Raw genomic sequence first — 25083 nt, forward strand, 5'->3', positions numbered from 1 at the left:
AATATCGAAGGGTGACTCTGATTTCTTTCTTACACGCTTAAAATGGTTGGTTGGAAAAGCGTGAGTACTGGATGGCATCTGCGACTTCCTGAGCTTTAGACTCTGAAGTCATAAGGTGAAGTAGCTTAAGAGCAGCTTGATAGCTAACTAGGCTACCGTTCGAAGTGATAACGCCATCATCAATGACAAAATTCTGGTCGACTTGTACTTTGACAGCAGGGTAATCTCTTTGAAAGCCGTTTTCACCTCCGGCCCAAGTTGTTGCTTTTTTACCGTTTAAAAGGCCAGCTTCGGCTAACAAATACGCGCCAGAGCAATTACTTGCCATCCAATCTGCCGCCTTTGATGTCGTTTTAATAAAGTGAATGAGATCTTTATTTTCGATTAGTGCATCCATGTCATAGCTGGATGTTAAAACCAGTACGTCGAGTTCCGGCAGATCACCAATCCAAGCATCCACACCAATTTTTAATCCTTCTTCAGTGGTGATGGTTTTCTGATCGGAGACGGAAATGGTGAGCACGTCATAATCACTAAACCAGGTGAGACGACTTGCGACGCCAAAAACCTCTAAAGGCGCAGTAACATCAGAGGTCAGTACGCCATCGTAAACCAGAATACCAATTCGTTTATCTGCGGCATGTGCTGTTTGAAGCACCCCAAAGAATAGGACTAGTGTCGCTATCAATAGTTGTAGTGCATTCTTCAATCCGTTTTTACCCATGTTTTTTTCCTCGCTAACAGAGCATCAAGTTATTGAGGTCCATTATATTTAGGCTAATTAGTGATTGAAGAGCCACTTGGTCTTTACTAAAGTGAATAAAATTCATGAATAGAGTTCATTGGTTATATGGATAAGATACGGTCCCTACGATTTTTTATTGCCACTTTAGATGGCGGTAGTTTTGCTGCGGCTGCCAAAGTGTATGGCACTGACCCTTCGACCGTGAGCAAAGCCATACATCGTCTCGAAAGCGATTTGGGTATACAGCTTTTTCAACGTTCTACGCGACAGAGCCGCCTGACAGAAGCTGGTCGTCGGTACGCAAATACTGCTAGGTTTGTACTGGAAGAGCTGGCGGCATGTGAGGATTCATTAAAAAGTCACAATGATGCGCTTTCAGGGCAGCTTAAGATTAATGTGCCAGTCTCGTACGGTCGCCTCTATATTCGTCCTTTATTAAAAGAGTTTTGCCGCCGCTACCCTAACATCACTATCGATATTCATTACGATGACGCCTACGTTGATATTATTGAGCAAGGTATTGATGTGTCGATTCGCTCTGGTGTCGTTCACGATAGTCAATTGATTGTGCGTCAGTTGAGCCCTATCGATTTTATCATTTGTGCCAGTCAGGATTACTTAGCGCGCCATGGTGTTCCGAGTGGCCCGGATGTATTCAATGACCATTCTTGGGTTCGTTTTCGTTTTAAACAAACGGGGAAACTGTTGCCGATTCGGATGCCAGAACCAGACGGTGCGAGTGAATATGACCCCGAAAGAAACTACATTGTAAATGACGGTGAATCCATGGCAGAGCTTTGCGCAGAAGGCTTAGGATTAACTCAGATCCCTCATTTTATCGCGAGAGACTGGCTTAAAGCGGGGCGTTTAGTGCCGATATTTCCGAGCATGCGCCAAGCAGGAAATGGCGTGTATCTTCTCTATGCCAACCGGGAATATGTGCCTGCCCGAGTTAGGGTGTTCATCGATTTTATCACTCAAGCAATACAGGATATGGATGAAACGCCATTCCATACTTGGGCTGAAACGTTGCCGATTTATCGACCGAACCAAGGCGATTGAAAACTTCATGTGAGTCTTTGGTTAAAAACCCCTAAGCTATATGGTGCTTTTATTGGTTTTTGTTAGTTTATTGGGCGTTATTATCGAAAAGCGCAGTTTGCTCTTCGTCACTCATAAAGGAAAGACAATGCCAACTAAGATCTTAGTGCCTGCTTTGGCCCTACTTCTCAGCGCATGTGGCGGCGATGGGGAGTCGTCAGCCCCAGCAGAAAGCGGCTCACAAAACACAGGTTCCACATCGTCACAAGGCACATTTGCCGAGCAGATGCTTGCAGCGGTCAACAGCGCCCGCTCTACTACACAACAGTGTGGCGCAACCACCATGCCACCTGTAGGGGCCCTGACTTGGAGCTACGATTTGGAAAGCGCCGCTTATCGACATTCAAGCGATATGGCGAACAGCGATTTCATGAGCCACACAGGCTCTGATGGCAGCAAAATGTCAGATCGAGTTAACGCAACGGGTTATGCTTGGAGCGCCATTGGTGAGAATGTCGCCGTAGGGCAAAGCACCATTAACGCCGTCGTGAATGCTTGGTTATCGAGTGAAGGTCACTGCCTCAATATCATGAGTGCGGATTTCGATCAGATGGGCGCGTCGCTTGTCGAAAATCACTCTGCAAGCTACGGGTATTACTGGACTCAGGTTTTTGCCAAACAGCGCTAATGAGATAAAGAAGCCCGATAGATAAAAAATAAAACGCCAGCAGTCACTATCTGCTGGCGTTTTATTATTTACATCTCTTTTAGCTTGTCAGGTTACGAAGTTTTGGGTCATCCGCCAGGTATTCAACAAATTCAATCTCAAAACCGGCAGGGTCAACAAAATACACATTCTTGCGGTATGGCTCATCAGCCCCAGGTTGGGCAATCGGATAACCTGCATCGGTTAGTCTTTTGATGATTGCATCGACGTTGTTGGTCACATAAGCAAAATGCGCTAGCCCAACTTGGTGCCCGCTCAACTCGCGGTTTTCTCCTTCGCCGTGGTCACTCATGGCTATGTATTGATACTCGTCGCCAAAATGTAGCCAGTTTCTTGGTTTGCCACTCCATTCGCCTTTACCTTCATCACGCACGTACCAATGTGGAAATGCAGTTTGGTAAAACTTCAGCATTTCAGGGATATCTTTCACGACTAAGTTAATATGTTCTAGTTGGATCATGAGGTGCTCCTTTTTGTCATTTTCTAGCCAACGATGAATATGCTAAAACCTCAAGTAAAGTTGAGGTAAAGGGCTTTTTTAAAATTTTTTAGGGTTGATATCTTTGGATCTGGATACATTGAGAGATTCGGTGGGTTTGGTGCTTTGAATCTGAGAGCTGGGTTAGGGGCTTGCAACCTTGTTTCACCTTTTGTTTGTTCGTGTTCTTGCTAATCATTTTCGATCGAGTTTGTGGTGAGTAGATTCCCAGCCTCACCTAGGTTCGCGGGAATGACGGAAAGAGAGTGCTAAACGAAGAGCGTCATTCTGAAAGAGCCTAAGCGAGTATTCAGAATCTACTTTCAGTGTGTTGTTATGTTGCGTTGTGAATTGAACTATCCGCGAGCACAGAACCAGTTCCTCCCTTTTGAGCTCTGCGTGTTGAGAGCTTCGGAGTTTGATACAAGGGGAGGTTAGGTGGGGTTGCTGGTTGAATGTTGGGTAAGGTGCTTGCAACCTTGTTTCAACTTTTGTTTGTTCGTGCTACTCATTTTCGATCGAGTTTACGGTGAGTAGATTCCGAGTCTCACCTAGGTTCGCGGGAATGACGGGGAGAGAACGCTAAACGAACAGCGTCATTCTGCAAGAGCCTAAGCGAGTATTCAGAATCTATTCGCAGCGCGTTGTGATGCTGGTGGAGTGAACTGAATTATCCGTGATTGTAGAGCCATTCCCTCCAGTTTGAACTCGGAGCGCTGAGAGATTTGCTTACACCTCTCCCCAAACCAAAAAAGCCAGCAGTTAATATCTGCTGGCAAAGTCTTTGGGCTTCTAGGTTTTTTGATTGTATTTCTTGTTACTCATCGCTGTCACGGTGCCCCGATTGGTTTTCCGGGGAAGAAAACACAGCACCGTGCGCTTTATGCTCAAGAAATTGGAGATTAACCTTGCTTACGGATTAGGTAGTCAAATGCGCCTAAGCTTGCTTTTGCACCTTCACCCATCGCAATGATGATCTGTTTGTAAGGAACGGTTGTTGCGTCACCGGCTGCGAACACACCTTCTAGGCTAGTATCGCCACGGCTGCCGACTTCAATCTCACCGCGCTCAGATAGGGCTACTTCTGAATCTTTTAGCCATTCTGTGTTTGGTACTAGACCGATTTGAACAAAGATACCTGACAGTTCAATCTCTTTGATTTCATCTGTGTTGCGGTCTTTGTACTTCAAGCTTGTTACGCGAGTACCGTCGCCTACTACTTCTGTTGTTTGCGCCATCGTAATGATGTCTACGTTTGGTAGTGAGTTCGCTTTGTCGATAAGTACTTGGTCTGCACGAAGTACGTCTGCGAATTCAAGAACCGTTACGTGTTCTACGATACCTGCAAGGTCGATAGCTGCTTCGATGCCTGAGTTACCACCACCGATAACTGCGGTTTTCTTGCCTTTGAACAGTGGGCCGTCACAGTGTGGGCAGTACGCGACACCTTTGTTGCGGTACTCTTGCTCACCCGGAACGTTCATTTCACGCCAGCGTGCGCCAGGGCTTAGGATGACACTCTTACTCTTCAGCGTTGCGCCGCTTTCAAGTTGGATGTGAATCAAACCATCTTCTGTGTGTGCTGCGCCCATTAGCTTCTCAGCTTGTTGCTCAGTCACGACGTCTACGTCGTATTCTTTTAGGTGTTCTGCTAAGTCAGTTGCTAGTTTTGGACCTTCAGTACGTTTTACCGAAATGAAGTTCTCAATTGCCATGGTGTCCATAACCTGACCACCAAAACGCTTAGCAACAACGCCAGTACGAATACCTTTACGAGCAGCGTATAGTGCAGCTGCGCTACCACCAGGACCACCGCCGACAACAAGTACGTCATATGGGTCTTTTTCGCTCAGTGCTTTCGCCGCTTTCTCGCTCGCGCCGTCATCCACTTTGTTTAGGATTTCAGTCAGAGACATACGACCTTGACCGAATAGCTCACCGTTCACGAATACGCTTGGTACTGCCATGATGTCGCGTTGTTTCACTTCATCTTGGAACAAGCCACCGTCGATCATGGTTGCTTTTACTTTCGGGTTGATTGCCGCCATCATGTTGAACGCTTGAACCACGTCCGGACAGTTTTGACACGACAGTGAAATGAAGATTTCTACGTCTAGATCTTTGTCTAGTGCTGCGATTTGCTCAATCACTTCTGGTTCTAGTTTGATTGGGTGACCGCCAGAGTGAAGCAGTGCCAATACTAGAGAGGTAAATTCGTGACCCATTGGCAAGCCTGCAAAGCGTAGTGCTGTGCCTTTAGCTGGGTTAGTTACCGCCATCACTGGTTTACGTGCGCTTGCGTTGTCGTCACGTTCAACGGTGATTAGGTCGCTCATCTCTGCGATTTGGTTCGCTAGAGACAAAATGTCATTCGATGCTTTGCTTTCATCTAGACTAACCACTAAACGAACTTCTTCTTTTACATTAGCCAGATATTGTTTGAGTTGTTGTTGGATCGCTTGGTCTAACATAGTTGTTACTACCTTAATTAAAACTAAAAAGTGGTTACTGTAGATAAAACCTGAGGGGGAGAGAGCAAATCAGGCAGAAGGTCGTCAAGGTATCTAACCTGAAGTGCTCTCTAATTCAGTTCTAATCAGAAAAAGGAAATCGGAACTGATTAGAACTTAAATTTCAGTGGCTTAGATTTTGCCAACTAGGTCTAGTGATGGAGCTAGTGTCTCTTCACCTTCTTTCCATTTTGCTGGGCAAACTTCGCCTGGGTGTGCTGCTACGTATTGAGCTGCTTTCACTTTGCGTAGTAGGTCTTCTGCGTCACGACCGATACCTTCAGCAGTGATTTCCATTGCTTGGATAGTACCTTCTGGGTCGATTAGGAACGTTGCACGGTCTGCAAGACCTTGACCTTCACGCATCACACCGAAGTTGTTTGTGATGTTGCCTGTTTGGTCGCCAAGCATGTAGTACTGAATCTTACCGATTGTGTCTGAGCTGTCGTGCCATGCTTTATGAGTGAAGTGTGTGTCAGTTGATACTGAGTAAACTTCTACGCCACGTTTTTGTAGCTCTTCGTAGTGGTCTGCTAGGTCGCCCAGTTCTGTTGGACATACAAACGTAAAGTCTGCTGGGTAGAAGAAGAATACTGCCCATTTACCTAGAACGTCTTGTTCTGTTACTTCAACGAATTCACCGTTTTTGTACGCTGTAGCTGCAAATGGTTTGATTTGAGTATTAATCATAATTTACTTTCCTTTGAATGTTTTAAGCTGAGCTGTTGTTGCTTTCGGAAAGTATATTCTCATCGGAGTGTGTTTAAGGAAAATCGCTTGTAACTATCCTATTGATAGCCATTTCCTATTTCACTTGATAGGCATATCCGATGTAGATGAGTTTGCTTTGATAGGTTTTATTGAAGATGAAGGCAGATTAGCAATAGAGAATACCGATGATTACTTTGAGTAGATCGTCTAACTAAGATCGAAGGAGCCTGCATCTCGGCAGGCTCTTTCTAATAGGAAGTGGTGAAGCGGATGCTTCTATCTTGTTAGCTCAGATTGTCGAGCACTTTGCCGCACAGCTTCTTCAGCATGATCATTTCATCCAGCTCTAATGTGATTTTACACATCATGGCATTTGGCACCGACTTAGCTTGTTCTTTAAGGTCACGACCTTGCTTGGTTAGGTTGAGTACGCGAACGCGTTCATCGGTTTCACTGCGACCACGCTCTACATAGCCTTTTGCTTCTAAGCGTTTAAGCAGCGGTGTGAGTGTGCCTGAGTCCAAATGCAGTTGTGACCCCAACTCTTTCACACTGGCACCATCTTTCTCCCACAACACCATCATCACTAAGTACTGCGAATAAGTCAGATCAAGCTCGTCCAGCAACGGGCGGTACGCTCGGATCACTGCATTTGCTGCGCTGTAGAGCGGGAAGCAGACTTGGTTTTCGAGTAAGAGTTTATCGTCGTCGGTCATGGTGTTGTCGGTGTAACACTGGCTCATTGGCGTTGCCTACCTGCTCACAGGGAAAGAGAGTCATAAAATAAATTGTGCACAATATAGTTGCAAACGATCTTTACTTCGATATAAGATTGCAAGCAATTAAATTGTGCGCAACTTAAATTGAGAAGGACACTCGCATGACTACTCTATACAAAACTCAAGCTACCGCTTTGGCTGGTCGTAATGGTCAAGTAAAAACTGATGACGGTCTTCTCGATCTAGAGCTGTCATACCCGAAGGAAATGGGCGGCACAGGCGCAGCAACTAACCCAGAACAGCTTTTTGCAGCGGGTTATTCGGCATGTTTTTCTAACGCGATTCTGCATGTAGCACGTGAAGGTAAAGTAAACCTGAAAAGTGCACCCGTAACAGCGGAAGTGGGCATTGGTCCGAACGATAACGGCGGCTTTGCATTAACAGTGAGCCTAGCGGTAGAGCTAGACATGCCACAAGAACAAGCGCTAGAGCTAACGCGCATTGCACACCAAGTTTGCCCATACTCAAACGCAGTTCGTGGCAACATTGATGTAGCAGTAACGGTAAACGGCGAAGCGATTTAAGCGGTTCTTACCACGTTACAAAGACAAGAAAGCCTGCAAGTACGCAGGCTTTTTTTTGATTGGTATGAGTCGAGGATACTTAACGTGACTCTAGCGGGTAAGAGCGGTAGCTCCACATACCGTAGGTACGCAGTGCATCGCGGTAGATACCAAGCAATTCGCCATCGCTGGCTTTGGCTAAGTCTTTCAGTGGCTTGTCTGGATAGCTCACTGTGTCAAAAGTGATGTCTTGCGGGCCAGTTTGCCAGCTTGCGATTTCAAACAAGGTTTGACCACGGCGCACATGGCTCGCTGAGCTGATGATGGTCGCGTGCTTGATGTTATGACGCGCCAATGCGTAGCTGCTGAATAGGGCGTTACCTACCGTGCTGGTGGCGTAGTTTTCTTCAATGATGCGATCTTTGCTGATGCCTTTTTCAATCAGCCAATCTGCCATTAATTTGCCTTCGGTTTTGTGGTTCTTCGGTACACCACCCGTCAACACGATCAACGCGTCTGGGTTTGCTTTCGCCATTGCTAGCGTGGTTTCCAGACGCTCAACCAAGATTTGATGCATTGAACCATCTGGGTTCAGCGCGTATCCCAACGTGACTATAGCGCCTTTGTCATCCAGTTTGCCTTTATCGGCTTTCTCTTTTAGTGGCGTTGCAAGTACGCGGTCTACGGTGTCGAAGATGCGTTGGATATCTGCCGCTTTACCTGCATTGAGCTTCATGAGCGTCGCCATGTGTTTCGCTGATTCTGCTTGGTTGCCCTCAAAGCGTTGCCATACCGCTAAGTAAGCGTGCAAATCCACATCGTCTGGTGCGACAGAAAGAGCTTGTTCAAATAGTTCAATCGCGCGGTCTGCATTCTTGTTGTAGATCTGTGCGTTTGCCGCAGAAATCAGTAGGTCAGTGCGGTACGGCTCAAGTTTGTAGGCTTCTAGTAAGCGGTCGGTAACAATCTCCATGTTGCTCGGCATTTTGGCGGTAAAACCCGCATGCGAGATACGCGCAGGGGATTTGAATGCTTGTACCGCGTCATTCAGCAGTTGGTCGACAACCTGACGTTTGGTGACGATCTGTGAGTAGTCGGCGGAAGATTGGATAGCAGCATCGTTAGCCGCGATAGAGTATGGGGCAGCAGTCAGCGCAATTACGCTACCAAGAGCAATGGCAAGTAAGTTCTTCTTCATGGAATGTCCTAGAGGTGCTGTAGTACCTAGTTTTTATTGTGCCTAGCGTTGTAGGTCGAACGGGGTCGATGGAATTTTTTCAGTCTAGGTTCGCTTCATGAATAATCTGTGAAATGAATCCCAACTCAGCCGAGCAAATGAACGCGCGTGGTCAAAACGCGAAGTAGGATCACGAAAATACTGAGGTATTCGTTCGTGTTCTAAGTAATTGGATTAAAAGATAAACAGCGTTTGGAAGAACGGATTTAAGCAACCAGAGTAAGAAATGAAAAAGCCTGCAACGATGCAGGCTTTTGGTTTATTTGATGGAAGTGCAGAAGCTAACGTCTGCATGGTGCGTTTGTGGGTCAAAGCTGTGGTAAAGTTCAAAGCAAGGACGATCGTCGTTCTCAATACCGGATTCAATCACTTTGCTCATGACATCATCCCACGCTTTTGAGTATTGGCTCGGGTCAGTAATGTGCTGGCGCATCACGGCATATTGACCGCCGGGGAAGTCTTGCAGTTCAATGCCTTTCGGAACTTCGGTATCTTCTGGCACCATCAAGCAGATATCAGTACGGCACTTCTCGTCTGGCGTGATTTCTGGGTTGTCATGGTAGATGAAGATGCAGGTATTGCCTGCCAAACTTTTCATTCCTGCCCATTGATACAGGCGACCTGATGGCTCTTCATAGCCTTGGCCGTAAGGGCCGTTTACACGAATGTAAGCCAGTTTTGCTTTTTCAAAGTTTTGCGTTTCCATTGTCGTGCTCCATTTGGTGAGTTCAGAGCCAGTATATGAATCGCTTGGTGTTACTTCGTTTCCATTCTTGCGCAACGTGTGTCCAATCTTGCTGTTTCGTGCTAATTCAGAAAATTGCTGATAGTTTTCGCAGTCACGAAAGGCTGTAGGTGTGACGCCATAATGTTGTTTGAAGGCTTTGGCTAAGCTCTGTGAGCTAGAAAATCCGTACTCTAGGGCAATGTTCAATACCGGTTGCTTGGATTTGAACAAGTCATCGGCGGCGGCTTCTAGACGTAAACGTCGAATGAAGTCGGCCAGTGTTTCGCCTTGCACGGCTTTGAAGGTGCGATGAAAGTGATAAGGGGAAAGGTTCGCCAGCGCGGCCACTTCTGGTAGGTTGAGCGGTTCATTAAAGTGTTGTTCTAAATAACGAATCACAGGAACCAGTCGTTGGTGGTAGTCGACGCGCATCGGGGGATTTCCTTGTTCTTTTCAGCTTGTATTCTCTGCTCAAAGCCTACCGCAATCCAACAAGCTTGCAAGGGAGCAGGGTGAGAAATGCGTGGCGAGATGCGCGTCAATCAGTCACACTCAACGAGCTGGTGTTTAAGCAAAAACGTTGCGCTTATTATCTTTACTAACCGCTAGGACAATCATGATCGCTTGGAAACAGTCTCTGCCAGAGTACGAATGGCTTATTCATCAAATTTGGTACTTGGAAGTGCCTGAGGGTGAAGTCATTGACCCCAAGCCGCACCTTATTCCAAACCCGCGTGCTCACTTACTCTTTACGCCATCAGAGCAAGACTACAGTTACGATACGGGAGACACAAAGCTTGCTGGCAAAGGCTGCCACTTATTAACGGCTAACGAACATTTGCTGCTGTTGGAAGATACGGCTCCCATCAAGCGTATTGGTATCACCTTTCGTCCAGAGGGTTTGTATGCCATTGAATCACGGTTTAGTGATGCATCCCAAGTTGCAGCAATTAACCAATGCGAATGGTTTGATTGGCTCAACGCGGCGTTTGATGAGCGCTTTCAACAGGGGTTATGGCTGCTAGAGTTGCAAGATTCACCGCAATGTTTGCTGAACTACATCAAACAACATCTAGATTCGTTAGATATCGAACCTTGTTGCACCAAACCGTTTTTGGCGTCACAAAAAGCGGTGTCCGTGATGGATGCTCAAGCGCTACGCTCACCTGAGTTAGCGATGGATATTGATGAGATAGCCAAACAGTGCGCCTGCTCTCGAAGAACGCTTGAGCGCAGTTTCAAACAAGTGGTGGGGTTGAGCGTTAAGCAGTATCAACAAATGGCACGTCTGGAGCAGATGATTTTGACCCTCTACAAGCAACAAGAGGCGATTGATTGGGCGAGCTTCTCCCAGCAATTTGGTTTCAGTGACCAATCGCATTTAATTCGTACCCTCAAACAGCAGCTAAGAAAAACGCCGAGCAAATACTTGAAAAAGCGCGACTTAACCATCGATATCTATGGCGACTTTGAGTCGTAATTCATTGCTAATCAGCCCGAAAGTTGTCGCAAAAATCCAATTTTTCTCTTATCCGCTGAGCTACTATTTTCAGCAGATAACGAGGTAACACATGTCATATCAAAAACTAAAACAAGGCGAAGCCATCCCATTTAACGAATCGTTGACTATCCAACTGATTCAAGGCTCTGATCTACAAGATATTATCGAGATGTTGAACGATGATAAGGTCAATCAGTATCTGTTCTTCGCACCTGCTGACAACAGCCTATATGAGGGTTTCTTTGGCCCTATTATTGAAAATACGGCACAAGCGATTAAAGACAGTGTTTGGCCAGATAGCCCAACGTTCGTGATTCGTGACCAACAAGGCCAGTACATGGGAATGTGTGCAGTGACCGCAGTGATGTTCTTAACTGGCAACTACGAAGTAGGTTATCAATTACCAACTTGTGCATGGGGTAAAGGCGTTGCGACTCGCGCTTGCCAAATGATGACCGACATTGGCTTTACTGAGCTAAACGCCCATTAAGTCAGTGCCGATTGCTACGCTTCTAATGCTGGTTCTTACAAGACGTTAGAGAAAAATGGTTTTACTCAAGAAGGCCGTCAGAAAGACTACTACAAACGAGAGCATGGCTTCGACGACAAGCTTTACTACGGCATGACAGCAGAACAATTCGCGTCTTTAAATCGCTAATAATTAGCTGACAGAAAAGTAGTCAACAACAAAGTAGGAACAAAAAAGGCCGTTAACCCACATGCTCGGGTTAACGGCCTTTTCTATATTCAGCGCTAAATGATTAAGACTTAGTTGCCTTGGTTTTGGCTTTGAAGCTTCTCTTTTGCTTCTTCAACCTTTGAGAAATCCAATCCCAACTCGTCTACGGCTTCTTTGATTAGCGCAGGGTTTTGCATCACTTGCGCCATCAGCATTTGTAGCTTCTCTTGTGGCAGACCTAGTTGGCTGATGGTTGCCATTGCTGCGAGCGGGTTTTGCGTCAGAGTCTGGAAGATTTCGTTGATCTGTTCATCGCTGATGTTGTTCTCTTTCAGCAAGGCGATAATTGGGTTCATCATATTTCCTTTCAATCAGTGTATGACTTGGTTGCCAGTATTTGTTCTAGCAGAATAATTGGGGCTCCCGCGCAATATTTCAATACCCTGTTAGCTCCATATAACCTGTCCCAGAATGAGAGCCCTCAATACGTACTGGGCCTTCCCAATAAAGCACAGAAAGCGGCATTTTCGCGTTCGGGTTGAGTGCAGAAACGGTAAGCTCGATTTGCTGCTTAGGAATCGACACCTGCCACTGGGTTGGATACTTTCGCCCTTGGATTTCTGTTTGATTGGTTGCCTCTAACTGAATGTCTTTCTGTGGGATAGCGATGCCAGAACCATCTTGCTGCATCAGCCTTGCACTGGAGTAACTGGATGATCCGGTTTTAGAATCACGCAATTGGAACACCACCAAGTTGGTGTCGTCACTCAACCTTAGGGCAAACCAGTCCCAGCCTTGTTGTGAGTCGAGTAAGAATTGCGAGCTCCACTCTCGGTCTATCCAACCTTTGCCCGACACTTGATGGGTTTCGCCGTCGATCGTGACCTCACCGGACACATCAATAAACGGTTGGCTGTAGTAATACGAAGCCACCTGACCATCGGCGCTTTTGGTGCTGTAACCTTGCTCGCCTTGCTTTTGATAAGGTGCGCTGCTGGTAAGCGTCAGCGAATAGCCAAACTGTTCGGAGTTCGCCTTCAATGTGGCAGGGAAGAGGTCGGTGGTTGAAGAGGTCCACTGCCAATCATCGAGATAAACTCGAAATGGTGAAGTGTCGACGCCAGCGAGGGATGTTTGATCGCGCGACCATTTTTCATCGGCGTAGTGTTTGTCCGCGGTCGTGACTGCGCTGTGCGCCATGTAGATTTGTTGAGCTTGCCATTCGGTTTTCTTTACGTCATCTTCGCCAGTTGGCGGCGCAGCAGCAAAGCGAAATTGTGTCCACTGGACGCCAAGTGGGTTGCCATCTTCATCAATTAAGTTAGCGGTTAAGTACCACCATTCATGACGAAAATTCGGGTGCGCTTGATGGTCTGCCGGGAAGGTGAGTTCATTCCCTTTTTCTACGGGGGTGAATAGGTTGCTCTCGCTTTGCGTATATCCACTGCCCAGCAACGTGCCCATATTTTGTTGTTGGGGATCTTCACAACCGAACAGGAATAAGCTGCTTATGAGTAGAGTAAGTTTGCTTGCCAATCGAACCATCACAACACCTCGCTTTGCAAACTGGATACGACAGGCTTACTGACCAATCGCCACAGCGGAATCAAGGTTGCGATCACTGCCACTAAGATGGTGATCGCCGCAATGCTGAGGGCGTCACTCCAATTCCACAGATAATTTAAGCTCCAACCAAAAGCGCGTAAGGTGACGATGTCTGTCAGCACGTAACCCACCATGGCTCCGAGGGGCAGGGCGATAACCAGAGTAAAACTGACCAAAGCGACGATCTGTCCGACCACCATGGTCATTAATTTACGACGACTAACGCCAAGTGCATACAGCCTTGCAATGGCGGCTTTGCGCGCGTCGAGCAACATAAAACAAGCACTGAACAGACCAATTACCGCGACCATCAAAGTTACGCCGTTGAGTGCGCGCGTAATGGCGAAGGCCTGCGAGAAAATATCCAACGCGATGGATTTGATTTGCGCCTGATCGTAGAGCTGACTTGGGTGCAGATTCAATTGCTCGCGCAGTTGCTCGTATACGATTTGTGGGTCACCTGAGACTTTAATGCCAAGGCTTGTTGGCAGGTCGGTAAAGCCGCTCTCTTGCCATAATTTGGGAGCCAATAACACTTCACCATTGGGTGAGCCGTAATCATGGAATATCGCACCCACAAGCAGGTTCTTATTTGGAACGGCATCAAGCGTGAGCTCGCTACCCAGTGATAAACCCAGTTTGACCGCGGTTGGTTCACTGATCGCGACTGACTCACCTTGGTAAAAACGCTGCCAGAAGTTCTCCAAATGCGATTTGAACACCATGGTTTGCTCTAAGGTGTCTTTGTCTTTGGTACCAAGCAAAATCGGTAAGCCTTGCAGGTTATCGTCGACATAGTATTGCTTGTAGACGGTCTCAACATTGTCAAACTGCTCTAACGCGTGCTCTATATCAGCGATTTCTCCTTGCGCAGGACTGACGTAAATATCGGCGTGCAGCCTTTGTTCTAACCACTGTTTTAGGGTGGACTCGAAGCTACCCACTAGCGTGTTCATCCCCATATTGGCAGTAACGGCGAGTAGCAGCGCCATCATGGCGAGAGAAAGCGGAGAAATCAGCTCGCGCAGCTCAGCAAACAGATACTGCATCAAACCGGAAGTGGTGCGTTTTTCACACCAATTGGCTAAGACGCTGAGTGTTTTAGGTAGATACAAAGGAATCGACACCACAAGCACGCCGAGCCACGCCATGGTAAAGCGATGATGCTCACTCAGCCATAACCCTGCGAGTGCGAGAGCCGTCAACGCAGCACCTATCACGAACAATTGGTTTTCGTTAGAGGCTTCCGGCGCTTGATAAAATCCGCCATGAGAGGAAAGCGGCTGGCGCACTCGCTGTTTAAAGTGCTGCCAACATGCCAATAGGGTTGCGGTTAACGTGAGTAGCAGGGCTTGCGCCCACCATTGCCACTGCCAAGTGCCGGGCAGCAGTGTCGCGCCATAAAGTTGTTCTAGAGTCAGTGCCACGGTCGGATGTAACCAGTGGCTAAGCTGCATGCCCAATACAAAACCGAGGGAAGCGCCGATGGTAACGAGAATTGTGAGTTCAACTAACAGCGCAGAGAACACAATGCTCGGCGCAACACCCGCTTGTTGAATTTGCACTAACAGCCGATTGCGTTTAAGCAAGCTGTACTTTACGCCGTTGTAAGCGATGAACAGCCCGACTAAAAACGCGAGTAAGCTCATTGCCGTGAGGTTGAGGTGAAAGCTGTCGGTCAGCGAACCAAGGTCGGTACTTTGATTATTGGCAATCCATTGTCCTTGCTCACCAATAAGGTTCTGCCAATTTGCTTGCGTGTCTTTATTCCCTTTATCACCCGAATGGAAAACCGCAATGTAACTGAGCTGTCCTTGTTTATTGAGCAGTTGCTGGGCAAAGCCAATGTCCATCAACATTCGGCTACCTAACTGCCATTCGTCAGGTAGCACCACCACTTGGGTTGGAATGTCGTCCAGAGTTAGGGTTTCTACCTCTCCTAAGTTTTGATGTTGAGATTGGCTCATCATCACGATTGGCTTGCCGGCTAAAAGCTCAGGCAAAGGTAAAGCACTATCGAACAAAGACACGTTCTGTTCACTATCTGATGAATAGCGAGAACGTGAAGAGATAGCGGCAATCAACTCGCTACCTTGTACTGACCAGCGTCGACCTTGTTCGTCTCTCACTCGCCCTTCGATTACAGGTAGCGCTGTACTGAGTCCGTTTTGTCTAAGGGTGAAGTAGAGCGATTCGGGCAGGTAGTTTTGCCCTGCTGGTGGAATAATTACGTTCTGAGCTTGTGCGCTAAGCTGCTCGGTAGACTCCGCATAACTGCGCTTGGCATTGAGGTTGATGGCTTGCACCGCAACAAACAAGGTCACAGCCAACACGATACCGATCAGAATTGCGGCGGCTTGCAGTGGCGCCTGCCGATAGTGCGCTGCAAACAGATTCAGGGCGAGTCGAGTATGAGTGAATCTGTTGTTTGATGGCTTAGTTTGCTTCATGGTGAAGCTCATGTTTGTTTACTTGATGGCTGTTCTGTAGCTGACTGTTATCCAATCGCAGCCGTGCTTTCATAAATTCAGCGCATTCATGGCTGTGGGTCACCAAGAGCACGGCGGTATTGCCTTGGGTGGTGATTTCACTCAGCAGTTTCATCACTTCTAACCCTGCTTTTTGGTCAAGGTTACCTGTGGGTTCATCAGCAAGTAGCAGTTTAGGTTTGTGTGCTAAGGCGCGCGCAATAGCGACTCGTTGTTGTTGACCACCGGAAAGGGTAAAAACATGTCTATCGAGCAGTTGGCTGATGCCCAGAGTCTCGACCAAATAATCGCACCAGTCGTTCCATTTCTGCTGATTCAAATGCAGAGGGAAGGCGATGTTTTGCTGCACGTTGAGCGGCGTTAATAGATTGAATTGCTGAAAGATAACACCGAGTTTTTGGTGTCGAAATTGGCTCCATTGTGGGTCTTTCCAAGCCGCTGTGTTATCGCCATCTAACCACAACTCACCTTCGGAAAGTGGCTCAAAGCCAGCGATGACATTGAGTAAAGTACTTTTGCCGCTACCACTTGCGCCCGTTAGCGCAACACTCGCTCCTGTGTTCAACGTAAAGTCGACGCCTTCTAACACGCGATGTGTTTCTTTGCCATCAACAAAGCTTTTGCTGGCGTGTTTGAGTGTGACAAGTGGGCTTTCCATTTCCTCTCCCTGTATTCAAAAGGTGTCGTTTCTTTTGGCAATCACTATTGCAGTTAGTTCTCTAGAAACTTTAGACAACAATTAGATAAAAACAGCGATTTACATCGAGTTTAAGGTCTGTTGACCTTTCGAGCTGATTTTTGCAGCGAATTGTTGGGTATTTGTGCAAGGCAGAAGCTTTGATGTGTAGTTAGCCTACATGAAAAAGCTGATAACGCAGGAGAAATGACCAACAAACGCTGCCCAAAGGGTTCGGCTAAAATCGTTCTATGCTTTGTTAAGGAGTATTTACTTAGGATGCTAGGCTACAACTCCTTGCCTCGCCTAAAACGATTTTATCTCGAACAAAACTTAATCTCGAAAGATAAACAGACCCTACTTTGTACTGAAAAGAAGAGGGAAGAGATTAAATGAGGAAGGGATATGACAGGCATTAAAAAAGCCCGAGTCAAACTCGAGCTTTCAAATACATTCAGCGTGGTCAGCTTACACGTAGTACGCTTCAACTTCGCCTTTAAGCTTGATTAGCATTGGGTTACCGAAACGGTCTTTTGCTTTAGGAGAAGCAATTTTTACCCAACCTTCGCTGATGCAGTATTCTTCTACGTCAGTACGCTCTTGACCGTTGATACGAATACCGATTTGGTGCTCGAAGCATTCTTTGATGAAGAATGGGCTACGTGGGTTACCCGCTAGGCGATCTGGTAGAGCTGGTTTAGCTGTGTCTGTCATTTTGTGTGACCTAAATTCCGTAAAAAGTGCGCTATTGTAGTCAGTGCACTGTGTGTGTTCAAGATATGTTGAGAGTGGATGCGTTGTTTAACTTTCAAGTACCGCCTACAACCCCTTCAAATACTGCGCGTTGGTTGTTGGTTGAATCATGGCATTCAGCGTTTGGACGGCTTGTTCACTGTGATCTTCAAGTAGAGCTAAGAGCGCGTCAATCAACTCAGGTTTGCTTGCTGAGACTTTCGTTTCGGTCTGGATATCACGCAGATCGATCAACACATCGGTAAACAATTGCGGCAGATCGTGCAGCACTTGCAGGTTTAAGACGTTGTGCTCGCTGTAGATTGAATTGTGGCTGCCTTTCTGTTTTTGCACCACGTAAGGATTGTCTTTTAAGTTGATGATAGACGTGCGTTTATCACAGCGTTTCAAACAACCTTTGTTGACCTTCACCTTACGGCATCCTTCGGTTTGTTGGAACAAACATTGGCGGCTCGTGAGTAGGGTATTTGGATGAAAAATGCTGTAGAAGCTGCGCATGTTTTTCGGACGCTTGATATGGCGCATCTGCTTCATATTCAGCTCGTTAGAAACAAACGCGCCACTTGCCGCGAACTCGTCTTGAAGGCATTTAAACGCGTATGAGTTCACCGTGTTCATTTGTGGGCCTGCCACCCAGCCTAAGCCGAGCTCTTTTGCGATCATGCTGACGCCTGAGTTGTTGGTGATCGACAACTCAGGTTGGATGGTTTCCAAAAATACGCGCGCGGCTTGGTAGTCTTCGCCAATCAAAATGGCAGGGAACCAAGGTTTGAGCATTGGGTTGGCTTGGAACAACTCAATCATCGCGCTCAGTTCACCAGACAATCCCATTGGTAATTGATAGTAAACATCAATGTCGCGGTATTCGCACAGCATGGCTTCTTGTGCTGACGAGAGCAGAACCGATAATTTTGGCGCACCTTGGCGAGGTTCTGGTTGAGGTAACGCTGGCAGAGTTGGTACATCAATCGACCCTTTCAAGCTGCTGCCGGATACTTGTGTCGAAGTGACATCGAACGACTTGGTTTGCTCTGCCACTTTCTCAATGATCGCGGTTTTGTCGTCGTAGAGTTTCTTTTTCACCGCTTGCACATCATCAGCAGACTGGCATTGATAAACCTTCGAAAAATGCTTTACAGCGTGGTCGCGCGGGTTGTCGATGTACATCGCCTTGCCGAAATCACCTTGCAAAAATGCGTTGGAGAAATCACGGTTGAACACCGTGTACAACTCGGTTGTGTCTTCAGAGAGTTCCAAACCCTCGCACAAGCGATCGATTTTCTGGCGCCAATTGTCGACCACGGTATAGACGTAGTGCGATTTCTTGATTCGTCCTTCCACTTTTAATGAATACACGCCAGCATCGGCAAGCGCTTCCAAGTCCCCAAAGGCGGAATTGTCTTTCATATTGAGTGGGTAGTTGTTGCCCGTTTTGGTCGTTTCGTACTGTTCGCGACAAGGTTGGCTGCAGCGTCCACGGTTACCTGATGCACCATTGCGAGCGGAACTTATGTAGCAAATTCCGGAGAATCCGATGCAGTATGAGCCGTGGACAAACACTTCCATCATTACGTTGTGCTCGCGACCAAATTGCGCCAGATGTTTTATTTCATCGATGTTAAGTTCGCGAGATAAGTTTACTCGGCTTGCGGTGAGCTGGTTGAGAAAGAGGATCTGGCCTTCGTTATGCGTGTTTAGTTGCGTTGAAGCGTGCACATCCAAATCGGGAAAGTGATGTTTGAGAATGTAGGCCAGACCGAGATCTTGCACGATCACGCCATCGATTTTGGTGGTGTTCAGTTGGCTGAGCAAGCGAACAATCGCTGGAATTTCACTTTCTAAAATCAGCACATTCAACGTTAGGAAAATCTTACAGCTGTGTTGATGGGCCAACGTTAACACGCCATTTAAGTTATCTAAGGTGAGGTTGGTCGCTCGGTTACGAGCATTGAAGCGGTCGAGCCCACAGTAAATTGCATCGGCGCCAGCGGCAATGGCGGCTTTGATGGAATCTAAATCACCACCGGGTGCTAATAACTCAAATTGATCGCGTGTCACTACTTTTCTCTTTCTTACTAAAATAGGCTGCAAATGTTACGTATTTCACGCTTTTGATGCTCGGCTAGTTAATGCTTTATTAATCTGAATCAATTTATCCGTGTTACACGGTCGACTCTTGAGTGGGTAGAGTACAATTCGCGATAGCGGAATCTGACTTCTATAGTTTTCCTACACTTGGTTTTTCTATATCTAGTTTTCGACTCAGAGAGAGGAAGGGACGACAAATGAAAAAAGTAATCATCGGGTTGGTCGTGGCGTTGACGTCATTGAGTGCGTTGGCTGGTGAGGGCGTGGTAACCGTTGCGAGCACACATTCAGCAAAAGATACGGCGGATAAATTTGTCGCTATCGCGCAAGAAAAAGGGTTGAACGTCTTTGCACGCATTAACCATCAAGAGAATGCCACGAAAGTCGATATGACGTTGCGACCAACTGAAGTTATCGTGTTTGGAAACCCTAAAGTGGGCACGCCACTGATGATCTGTGCGCAGGAAGTGGCGCTCGATTTACCCCAAAAAGTGTTGGTGTATGAAGATGCTGAAGGCAAAACGTGGTTAGCTTACAACGATCCGATGTATTTAAAACAGCGCCATCATATTGAAGGCTGCGACGAGGTATTGAACAAAATCAGCGGCGTGCTGGGCAATTTAACCCACGCGGCGGCGAAGTAGGGCTGGTTATTGGCTTCGCTTTTTTTACTCCGAAAACGAAAAAGCCAACCTCACAAGGAGGTTGGCAAATCTTACCTAGATTGGGGGAGGTAAGATCAGGAGGTGGCGAGTACGCTGTGCACCTCTGACTTAATTGAGTCAGACTGCGTACCGAAAATCGCTTGTAAACTGTCGCCAATCACTAACACATCTCGCGCGCCGAGCGCTTTTAGCTTAGCAACATCAACGTTGGCAATGTCTTTCACCGAGACACGCAGACGGGTGATACACGCATCGACTGACTTGATATTGGCTTTACCGCCCAATGCAGCCACTACATCCACCGCAATTTCATCAGGTTGTCCGGCAATCTTCACTTCTGCAATGTCGGTTTCACGGCCCGGCGTTTTTAGATCCAACTTCACAATTAGGAAGCGGAACAAGCCGTAGTACAACGTCGCCCAGATTGGACCGATGATGATGAACATCCACGCGTTGGTCGACATTGGGTAGTAAAGGAAGAACTGGATCGCACCGTGCGCAAAGTCCGTACTGTGTTTGATTTCCAAAAATGCAGTGATCGCAAACGCAATACCGGTGAGGAAAATATGGATTACGTACAGCACTGGTGCGACGAATAGGAAGGTAAATTCGATTGGCTCTGTGATACCAGTTAACCAAGAGGTCAACGCCGCAGACATCATCAAACCGCCGACAATTTTCTTACGCTCTGGAGACGCGCAGTGGTAAATCGCCAGTGCCGCTGCTGGTAGCGCCCACATGGAGTACATAAAGCCACCAGACAGATAACCTGCGGTTTTATCGCCTGCGAAGAAGCGAGTGAGCTCACCAGTAAACTCTTTGCCGGTTTCTGGGTCTACATAGCTGCCAACTTCGAAGAAGAACGGCGCATTCCAGATGTGGTGCAAACCAACAGGGAGTAATGAACGTTCGCCCGCGCCGTAAACCGCCCACGCGAGTACCGGGTTTTGGTACGCTGCCCAATGAGAGAATGCATCAAGAAGTTGTCCGACAGGTGGCCATGCAAACGCGAGAATCGCACCAACGACGATCGCCGATAGACCGGTGACAATGGGCACAAATCGCTTACCCGCGAAGAAGCCCAAATATTCCGGCAGTTTGATGTTGTAGAAGCGGTTGTACATGATTGCCGCGACCGCACCGATAAAGATGCCGCCAAACACCCCGGTTTGCAGCGTCTCAACGCCCATGATGGTGGCGTCAGTTTCTAAGCCGCGCAGGCCAGTCACGATACCGAGCGATGCGTTCATAATAATTAGGCCAACTAAGCCAGCGAGCGCAGCCGCACCGTCATTGCCTTTTGATAACCCGAGCGCTACACCGACCGCAAACATCAACTGCATGTTGCCGAACACGCCTTCACCGGCAGCGAGCATCACTTTGTTGACCGCGTCTGGAATAAACGCAAAGCCCGCGTTACCAATACCCAGCATCAAGCCGGCCACCGGTAACACCGCTACAGGCAGCATCAACGACCGCCCTATTTTTTGTAGTTGTCCAAATATACTTGCAAACATGGTTTCCTCCTGACGAATGCCAGTGTTGTAGGACCTGATGCCTTCAGGTCATGTTGTTTCACGTTAGGTCAGGATGATCATAGCGAGCAAGGCGGCGCCTAAGGTTACAAAAGGCAATCAGTTTGTAAGTGGCCGCTTACAAATCTCTTACACCGAGAAGTGAAAATTGTAATCGGCTCGATTGTGAATGTGCGTTTAAGAATGCATCATATTGGCCAGCGCCAAGCTCAGGGGCAGTCACAGGGACGGACACAGGGAAAGTAGGATGGAAAACAAGCAGATACTGGTCGTCGATGACAACCTCGACCTTCGCGAAGCGTTGTCGGATTACCTTGGCCGCGCAGGGTTTGAAGTGCTTTGCGCGGAAAACGGCGGCGTGATGTGGCAACTGCTCAACGATCACCATCCTGATTTGATCATCCTCGATATTATGATGCCCGGTGAAGACGGCTTTACCCTGTGCCAGAAACTGCGCAAAAACTCCGATATCCCGATCATCATGCTGACCGCCGTCACTGAAGAAGCCGACCGAGTCGCAGGGCTAGAAATGGGCGCTGACGACTACATCACCAAATCATTCAGTCCGCGTGAACTGCTCGCGCGCATCAAAACGATTCTGAGACGCAGCCAATCGACCGCCAATAGCAAACTGACGCGTAAAGTGCGTTTTGACGATTGGTTATTAGATACCGTAACCCGGCAACTGACCCACGTTGCTAGCCGCGAGGTTAAGCAACTGAGTGGCGCGGATTTGTCGCTGCTCGGTTTGTTCGTCAACCACGCGCAATCAATATTATCTCGCGATGACATTGCGCGCGAGATCTGGGGACGCGATGCCGACCCGTTTGAACGCGGCATTGACGTGCAGATCAGCCGCTTGCGTCATCACCTTGAAGATAAAGACCGTTCGCTGATCCTAACGGTGCGCAACAAAGGCTACATGCTGACCACGGACGTGCATTATGAGAATTAAACGCTGGACGGGATCACTGGTCGTTCGCACCAGTGCGTTCCTGTTGCTGGTGATCATTCTGGCGCAGGTATTATCCGGGATTATCTGGTATCAACACGCCAGCGAACGCGATAAAGAGGGCCTGACCACCACAGTCAAAAGCTTAGCACTGAGCGCTTCTTCTACCATCGCCTTCTTTCAAACCCTCCCTTCGGAATATCGCCACTTGGTCCTCAATCAACTGCGCAACATGGGAGGCACGCGCTTTTTCGTCTCACTCAACAATCACCAAATTGATGTCGACCCACTGCCAGAGAGCGAGCGCAAAACGTTGGTCATCAACCAAGTTCGCGAGGTATTAGAAAGCGAGCTGAGCGGCATTCCTAATATCGAGGTGGAGTTCACCCAGCGTGACAAACTCAAAGTGTTCAACAACGAGCTACCTATCGATGAATTGCCACTATTGTGGGCGCATTATTCGCTTTCGTTTGGTGACCTCAATCCACCCATTCTGGTGATGCAGGTCGAAGTCGCGCAGAACGAATGGTTTTATCTCGCGGCGGTGCTACCCGCGCCTTACATCAACCTAGAGACTAACTATTTTGAGCTGCGCCAATGGCTGACGCTATTGCTGTCCGCGCTAATGCTGTTGCTGTGTACCTGGTTTATCGTTCGCAAAGAAATTCAACCCATTCGAGAGCTGGCAAAAGCCGCGACCCTTATGTCGAGTCGATTAGACGTGCCCGAAGTCTCTGAGCGCGGCAGTAACGAACTGAAAGCGGCGGTACGTGCGTTTAACAAAATGAATCGACGCATCGACAGCCACATTAAAGACCGCGAGATGCTGTTCAGCGCCATCTCCCACGATCTGAAAACGCCGATTGCTTGCCTAAAACTACGGGCGGAAATGCTGGATGACGACGCCGACCGAGAACGCTTTATCCGCCTGAGTAACGACCTAGATTTGATGGTCAAAGGCGCATTGCAATGCATTAAAGAGACCGATATCCACGAGGAAATCGAGCCGATCAATTTCACCCAACTGATTCAGCACATTTCCGCCAATATCGCCGATGCGCCGGACACGATTCGCATCCACGGTGAAATCCGCACCCACTTTGCCGGCAAACCGTTAGCGATTAAGCGCTGCATTCAGAATCTGGTCGATAACGCGCTCAAATACGGCCATCAAGCGGACATTACGCTGAGTGAAAGCCCAGAGTCGATCCAGATTGACATTGAAGATCACGGTGACGGTGTTGACGATTTATTACTTGAAAAGCTCTGCCAGCCGTACTTCCGCGCTAGCAACGATAAAGAAGGCAGTGGGCTGGGGTTAACCATTTCACAGAGTATTGCAAAGGCTCATGGCGGCAACTTGTTGCTGAGCCATTCTCAGTTTGGCGGCCTCTGCGCCACGCTGACTTTCCCGAGAGACTGACTATGAACAAACTGGCATTCTTGTTCCCACTGTTGCTCGCCCCTTGCGTTGCTCACGCGGAGTCGCCACAAGGGGTAGAGTTTTTACATTGGTGGACTTCTGACGGCGAACAGCAAGCGCTGCAAACACTCAAAGCTCAGCTAAAACGGCACGATATTGAGCTGCTGCAAAGCCCGGTGCTAGGCGGTGGTGGCGACAGCGCAATGACGGTACTGCAAGCTCGCGCGCTGGCGGGCAATCCACCGAGCTTCGCGCAAATCGAAGGGCCAAGTATTAAGGCGTGGGATGCCATCGGTATTTTGCACAACGTCAACGCGGTAGCGGATGAGCAGCGCTGGGACGAGGTGCTCTACCCGCTGTCTATCGAAATCAATAAAACACAAAACGGCTATATCGCCCTGCCACTTACGCTGCACCGCTTGAACTGGTTGTGGGTCAACCACAAGCTGCTTAAACAACTGAATCTTTCCGCGCCGAAAAATTGGCAAGAGATGTTCGCCGCCATGGAGCTTGCGAAGCAAAATGGCATCGTGCCAATCGCGGTCGGTGAGCAGCCGTGGCAAGTCGCCCAACTTTTCGAGAACTTAGTGATCTCCACTGGCGGCGTTGAGTTCTACACCAATGCAATGGTTAAACTTGAGCGAGACAGCATCGACAGTGATACCCTGCGCCAAGCGTTGACGCAATTTCGCCGCCTGAGTTTGTTGATCGACAACCAATTACCCGACAGTAAGTGGGATACGGCGACCCAAGCGCTAGCCGACGGTCAGGCGCTGTTTCAAATCGGCGGCGATTGGATTTTGGGTGAACTGCTCGCCAATCAAGTCTCAGTTCCGCAAGAGGTCGGCTGTTACCCAACGCCTGACAGCGATGGTGTATTCCTCTACAACATGGACAGCTTGGTGTTTATGTCGAGCAAGTCGTTTTCTGCCGAGGCGGCTCAGCAAACCGCAAGCGCGCTGGCAGACGTCGAGTTTCAAGCTAAGTTCAATAAGGTAAAAGGCTCGATTCCGGTACGTACCGATATCGACATCAGCGATTTTAATCCGTGTCAGGTCCAGTCATATCAAGACTTTCACTACGGCGTTAAACACAACCTCGCTGTGCCGAGTATGATTGATTCGATGGCGGTCAATCCGGTTGCCCAGCAAGCGATAAACTCGGAAATCTTCCGTTTTTACCGCAATCCCAAGATGGAACCCGACGAGCTGATAAAACGCATTATTGCTATTTCGCAAAGCGGTTAATGGCAATGAATT

The 25083-nt window shown here is 48.0% G+C and carries 22 protein-coding genes and 1 pseudogene; 9 read left to right on the plus strand and 14 right to left on the minus strand.

Going from position 1 to position 25083, the window contains the following annotated elements:
- Nucleotides 1-37: 37 nt before the first annotated feature.
- On the minus strand, nucleotides 38-724 hold the full coding sequence (locus tag KJB35_RS02995; protein WP_005374612.1) for a DJ-1/PfpI family protein: 687 nt from the start codon (nucleotides 722-724) through the stop codon (nucleotides 38-40).
- A 126-nt stretch (nucleotides 725-850) separates the two neighbouring features.
- Between KJB35_RS02995 and KJB35_RS03000 the strand changes: the two genes are divergently transcribed.
- Together KJB35_RS03000 and KJB35_RS03005 are read left to right on the plus strand one after the other, a co-directional pair.
- Nucleotides 851-1807: a LysR family transcriptional regulator gene (locus KJB35_RS03000; protein WP_017820076.1), complete on the plus strand. Its 957-nt coding sequence runs from the start codon at nucleotides 851-853 to the stop codon at nucleotides 1805-1807.
- 127 nt (nucleotides 1808-1934) lie between these two features.
- Nucleotides 1935-2474 (plus strand): CAP domain-containing protein, encoded by a 540-nt coding sequence (locus KJB35_RS03005; RefSeq protein ID WP_053303948.1) that lies wholly within the window; start codon nucleotides 1935-1937, stop codon nucleotides 2472-2474.
- Between the two features lie 79 nt (nucleotides 2475-2553).
- Here the strand turns inward: KJB35_RS03005 and KJB35_RS03010 are convergent, their stop codons facing one another.
- The 4 genes from KJB35_RS03010 to KJB35_RS03025 all read right to left on the minus strand — a co-directional run bounded on the left by KJB35_RS03010 (nucleotide 2554) and on the right by KJB35_RS03025 (nucleotide 6955).
- Nucleotides 2554-2973, minus strand: a complete 420-nt coding sequence (locus KJB35_RS03010; RefSeq protein ID WP_005374615.1) for a VOC family protein — start codon at nucleotides 2971-2973, stop codon at nucleotides 2554-2556.
- A gap of 920 nt (nucleotides 2974-3893) precedes the next feature.
- Nucleotides 3894-5462, minus strand: coding sequence for an alkyl hydroperoxide reductase subunit F (ahpF, locus tag KJB35_RS03015; RefSeq protein WP_005374617.1), 1569 nt, complete (start codon nucleotides 5460-5462; stop codon nucleotides 3894-3896).
- Nucleotides 5463-5633: 171 nt separating this feature from the next.
- On the minus strand, nucleotides 5634-6191 hold the full coding sequence (gene ahpC, locus KJB35_RS03020; protein ID WP_005374632.1) for an alkyl hydroperoxide reductase subunit C: 558 nt from the start codon (nucleotides 6189-6191) through the stop codon (nucleotides 5634-5636).
- A gap of 305 nt (nucleotides 6192-6496) precedes the next feature.
- Entirely contained in the window at nucleotides 6497-6955 is a 459-nt protein-coding gene (locus KJB35_RS03025) for a MarR family winged helix-turn-helix transcriptional regulator (RefSeq protein WP_005374637.1), read from the minus strand.
- Nucleotides 6956-7092: 137 nt separating this feature from the next.
- Here KJB35_RS03025 and KJB35_RS03030 point away from each other — a divergent pair, with 137 nt between their 5' ends.
- Entirely contained in the window at nucleotides 7093-7515 is a 423-nt protein-coding gene (locus KJB35_RS03030; protein ID WP_005374640.1) for an organic hydroperoxide resistance protein, read from the plus strand.
- A gap of 79 nt (nucleotides 7516-7594) precedes the next feature.
- On the opposite strand, the gene KJB35_RS03035 is transcribed toward KJB35_RS03030, so the two are convergent.
- Nucleotides 7595-8692, minus strand: coding sequence for a YdcF family protein (locus KJB35_RS03035; protein WP_104980250.1), 1098 nt, complete (start codon nucleotides 8690-8692; stop codon nucleotides 7595-7597).
- Nucleotides 8693-8990: 298 nt separating this feature from the next.
- Nucleotides 8991-9890 carry a GyrI-like domain-containing protein gene (locus KJB35_RS03040; RefSeq protein ID WP_213907528.1) on the minus strand — a complete coding sequence of 300 codons (900 nt, stop codon included), beginning with the start codon at nucleotides 9888-9890 and terminating at the stop codon, nucleotides 8991-8993.
- Nucleotides 9891-10074: 184 nt separating this feature from the next.
- Between KJB35_RS03040 and KJB35_RS03045 the strand changes: the two genes are divergently transcribed.
- Together KJB35_RS03045 and KJB35_RS03050 are read left to right on the plus strand one after the other, a co-directional pair.
- Complete coding sequence (locus tag KJB35_RS03045; RefSeq protein ID WP_064376333.1) at nucleotides 10075-10938, plus strand: AraC family transcriptional regulator; 864 nt, start codon at nucleotides 10075-10077, stop codon at nucleotides 10936-10938.
- Between the two features lie 91 nt (nucleotides 10939-11029).
- Nucleotides 11030-11617 (plus strand): annotated as a pseudogene (locus KJB35_RS03050) (GNAT family N-acetyltransferase).
- A 110-nt stretch (nucleotides 11618-11727) separates the two neighbouring features.
- Here the strand turns inward: KJB35_RS03050 and KJB35_RS03055 are convergent.
- The 6 genes from KJB35_RS03055 to KJB35_RS03080 form a co-directional block, all read right to left on the minus strand.
- Nucleotides 11728-11994 carry a DUF2999 family protein gene (locus KJB35_RS03055; RefSeq protein WP_038135740.1) on the minus strand — a complete coding sequence of 89 codons (267 nt, stop codon included), beginning with the start codon at nucleotides 11992-11994 and terminating at the stop codon, nucleotides 11728-11730.
- 79 nt (nucleotides 11995-12073) lie between these two features.
- Complete coding sequence (locus tag KJB35_RS03060; protein ID WP_213869410.1) at nucleotides 12074-13183, minus strand: lipocalin-like domain-containing protein; 1110 nt, start codon at nucleotides 13181-13183, stop codon at nucleotides 12074-12076.
- Nucleotides 13183-15693 carry an ABC transporter permease gene (locus KJB35_RS03065; RefSeq protein ID WP_238843151.1) on the minus strand — a complete coding sequence of 837 codons (2511 nt, stop codon included), beginning with the start codon at nucleotides 15691-15693 and terminating at the stop codon, nucleotides 13183-13185. Before KJB35_RS03065 ends, KJB35_RS03060 begins: the two co-directional genes overlap by 1 nt.
- Nucleotides 15680-16390: an ABC transporter ATP-binding protein gene (locus KJB35_RS03070; RefSeq protein WP_182016050.1), complete on the minus strand. Its 711-nt coding sequence runs from the start codon at nucleotides 16388-16390 to the stop codon at nucleotides 15680-15682. The genes KJB35_RS03065 and KJB35_RS03070 overlap by 14 nt, the downstream gene beginning before the upstream one ends.
- 486 nt (nucleotides 16391-16876) lie before the next feature.
- Nucleotides 16877-17122, minus strand: a complete 246-nt coding sequence (locus tag KJB35_RS03075) for a DUF3297 family protein (protein WP_005374689.1) — start codon at nucleotides 17120-17122, stop codon at nucleotides 16877-16879.
- Between the two features lie 105 nt (nucleotides 17123-17227).
- Nucleotides 17228-19219 (minus strand): U32 family peptidase, encoded by a 1992-nt coding sequence (locus KJB35_RS03080; RefSeq protein WP_213907530.1) that lies wholly within the window; start codon nucleotides 19217-19219, stop codon nucleotides 17228-17230.
- Nucleotides 19220-19446: 227 nt separating this feature from the next.
- On the opposite strand from KJB35_RS03080, the gene KJB35_RS03085 reads away from it, so the two are divergent.
- Entirely contained in the window at nucleotides 19447-19893 is a 447-nt protein-coding gene (locus tag KJB35_RS03085) for a DUF302 domain-containing protein (RefSeq protein ID WP_017634511.1), read from the plus strand.
- 95 nt (nucleotides 19894-19988) lie between these two features.
- On the opposite strand, the gene ptsG is transcribed toward KJB35_RS03085, so the two are convergent.
- A complete protein-coding gene (ptsG, locus tag KJB35_RS03090) occupies nucleotides 19989-21431 on the minus strand; it encodes a glucose-specific PTS transporter subunit IIBC (protein ID WP_025500127.1) in 1443 nt (480 codons plus the stop codon).
- 265 nt (nucleotides 21432-21696) lie between these two features.
- Between ptsG and KJB35_RS03095 the strand changes: the two genes are divergently transcribed.
- From KJB35_RS03095 to KJB35_RS03105, 3 genes are read left to right on the plus strand one after another with little or no spacing between them, the layout of a single operon-like run.
- Entirely contained in the window at nucleotides 21697-22404 is a 708-nt protein-coding gene (locus tag KJB35_RS03095; protein WP_005383484.1) for a response regulator, read from the plus strand.
- Nucleotides 22394-23824, plus strand: coding sequence for an ATP-binding protein (locus KJB35_RS03100; protein WP_262591105.1), 1431 nt, complete (start codon nucleotides 22394-22396; stop codon nucleotides 23822-23824). The genes KJB35_RS03095 and KJB35_RS03100 overlap by 11 nt, the downstream gene beginning before the upstream one ends.
- Before the next feature lie 2 nt (nucleotides 23825-23826).
- On the plus strand, nucleotides 23827-25071 hold the full coding sequence (locus KJB35_RS03105; protein ID WP_024700884.1) for an ABC transporter substrate-binding protein: 1245 nt from the start codon (nucleotides 23827-23829) through the stop codon (nucleotides 25069-25071).
- Nucleotides 25072-25083 lie beyond the last annotated feature (12 nt).

Origin of the sequence: Vibrio sp. D431a, assembly GCF_030248655.1 — a bacterium.
In the GTDB taxonomy this organism is placed as follows: Bacteria; Pseudomonadota; Gammaproteobacteria; order Enterobacterales; family Vibrionaceae; genus Vibrio; species Vibrio alginolyticus.

What these genes read in the sequence shown, in the direction of transcription:
- KJB35_RS03060 (WP_213869410.1), bottom strand. Translation starts at nt 13,183, where the DNA reads ATGGTTCGATTGGCAAGCAAACTTACTCTACTCATAAGCAGCTTATTC.
- KJB35_RS03000 (WP_017820076.1), top strand. Translation starts at nt 851, where the DNA reads ATGGATAAGATACGGTCCCTACGATTTTTTATTGCCACTTTAGATGGC.
- ahpC (WP_005374632.1), bottom strand. Translation starts at nt 6,191, where the DNA reads ATGATTAATACTCAAATCAAACCATTTGCAGCTACAGCGTACAAAAAC.
- ahpF (WP_005374617.1), bottom strand. Translation starts at nt 5,462, where the DNA reads ATGTTAGACCAAGCGATCCAACAACAACTCAAACAATATCTGGCTAAT.
- KJB35_RS03085 (WP_017634511.1), top strand. Translation starts at nt 19,447, where the DNA reads ATGAAAAAAGTAATCATCGGGTTGGTCGTGGCGTTGACGTCATTGAGT.
- KJB35_RS03025 (WP_005374637.1), bottom strand. Translation starts at nt 6,955, where the DNA reads ATGAGCCAGTGTTACACCGACAACACCATGACCGACGACGATAAACTC.
- KJB35_RS03070 (WP_182016050.1), bottom strand. Translation starts at nt 16,390, where the DNA reads ATGGAAAGCCCACTTGTCACACTCAAACACGCCAGCAAAAGCTTTGTT.
- KJB35_RS03030 (WP_005374640.1), top strand. Translation starts at nt 7,093, where the DNA reads ATGACTACTCTATACAAAACTCAAGCTACCGCTTTGGCTGGTCGTAAT.
- KJB35_RS03010 (WP_005374615.1), bottom strand. Translation starts at nt 2,973, where the DNA reads ATGATCCAACTAGAACATATTAACTTAGTCGTGAAAGATATCCCTGAA.
- KJB35_RS03100 (WP_262591105.1), top strand. Translation starts at nt 22,394, where the DNA reads ATGAGAATTAAACGCTGGACGGGATCACTGGTCGTTCGCACCAGTGCG.
- KJB35_RS03095 (WP_005383484.1), top strand. Translation starts at nt 21,697, where the DNA reads ATGGAAAACAAGCAGATACTGGTCGTCGATGACAACCTCGACCTTCGC.
- KJB35_RS03065 (WP_238843151.1), bottom strand. Translation starts at nt 15,693, where the DNA reads ATGAAGCAAACTAAGCCATCAAACAACAGATTCACTCATACTCGACTC.
- KJB35_RS03040 (WP_213907528.1), bottom strand. Translation starts at nt 9,890, where the DNA reads ATGCGCGTCGACTACCACCAACGACTGGTTCCTGTGATTCGTTATTTA.
- KJB35_RS03055 (WP_038135740.1), bottom strand. Translation starts at nt 11,994, where the DNA reads ATGAACCCAATTATCGCCTTGCTGAAAGAGAACAACATCAGCGATGAA.
- KJB35_RS03075 (WP_005374689.1), bottom strand. Translation starts at nt 17,122, where the DNA reads ATGACAGACACAGCTAAACCAGCTCTACCAGATCGCCTAGCGGGTAAC.
- KJB35_RS03005 (WP_053303948.1), top strand. Translation starts at nt 1,935, where the DNA reads ATGCCAACTAAGATCTTAGTGCCTGCTTTGGCCCTACTTCTCAGCGCA.
- KJB35_RS03105 (WP_024700884.1), top strand. Translation starts at nt 23,827, where the DNA reads ATGAACAAACTGGCATTCTTGTTCCCACTGTTGCTCGCCCCTTGCGTT.
- ptsG (WP_025500127.1), bottom strand. Translation starts at nt 21,431, where the DNA reads ATGTTTGCAAGTATATTTGGACAACTACAAAAAATAGGGCGGTCGTTG.
- KJB35_RS03045 (WP_064376333.1), top strand. Translation starts at nt 10,075, where the DNA reads ATGATCGCTTGGAAACAGTCTCTGCCAGAGTACGAATGGCTTATTCAT.
- KJB35_RS03035 (WP_104980250.1), bottom strand. Translation starts at nt 8,692, where the DNA reads ATGAAGAAGAACTTACTTGCCATTGCTCTTGGTAGCGTAATTGCGCTG.
- KJB35_RS02995 (WP_005374612.1), bottom strand. Translation starts at nt 724, where the DNA reads ATGGGTAAAAACGGATTGAAGAATGCACTACAACTATTGATAGCGACA.